Annotated in this window: 2 protein-coding genes; both read right to left on the reverse strand. The window is 50.8% G+C overall.

Going from position 1 to position 817, the window contains the following annotated elements:
• Nucleotides 1-392, reverse strand: a 392-nt coding sequence (locus HMPREF9999_RS04775; RefSeq protein ID WP_009437301.1) for a DUF3575 domain-containing protein, incomplete at its 3' end; no start/stop codon positions are given.
• A gap of 78 nt (nt 393-470) precedes the next feature.
• Nucleotides 471-817 (reverse strand): DUF3575 domain-containing protein (locus tag HMPREF9999_RS10445; protein WP_009437302.1); only part of this gene is annotated, 347 nt, incomplete at its 5' end.

Here is an 817-nt window from a genome sequence, read left to right on the forward strand (position 1 = left end):
TTTTCGGGCTGATTGTAGAAATCCTCTTGCGCTGCGGTGCGGAGATAGCCATGCGCGCCGATGCCGATTTGTGTTTTTAATGCCCAGCGTGGATTGAGATTCCATGTGCGCCCCCACACAAGAGAGTAGTCAAATGCGGCTACGTGGTGATACTGGTCGGGACGAGCGGCCAAGAACGCCATCTTTTGATAACTGATGAAGCTGCGGAGCGCAAGGTAGCTCCCTTCGTTGTTGGCATTGCTGGGAGAAACACCAGAGAAATACCAGCGCAGGCCGAGTTCTGCGGCGGGTTGAAAACCGCTATACGCCCATGGGTTGCCCTGATCTAGCATCGTCACCCCTGCTTTGCCCACGAGAGAGAATTTCCCTCCGATGGGTTGCTCATAGCTCACCCCACTCAGCGCAGCACGCAGGCATCACTGCCCACTTGCTGCGCTATATCTATACGAATAGAGGAGAAAACGCTATGTTTAGAAGCGATAAGTCACACCGATGTCCGCGGGGCAAAACGTTCCATATTCATTGCCAACGTGATAGCCATCAAGATTACGATTCTCCCATTTCTGACGTTTACTTTCAACATTCCAAATATTGCCAATCCCTATTTGTGTCTTGATCGCCCAGCGGTCGTTGATATTCCACGATCGTTCCCCTACAAGACTCACACTATAGGTATAGAGTTGGTTATGCTCTTCGGGGTAGGATTTAATAAATGCCATTCTCTGATAAGCCCATTGCGTGCGAACCGCAAGATAACTGCCTTCGTTGTTGCCGTCTTCGGTAATTCCTGCAAAATACCAGCGCAGTCCGAGTTCGG

The organism is Alloprevotella sp. oral taxon 473 str. F0040, from assembly GCF_000318095.2.
Lineage (GTDB): Bacteria > Bacteroidota > Bacteroidia > Bacteroidales > Bacteroidaceae > Alloprevotella.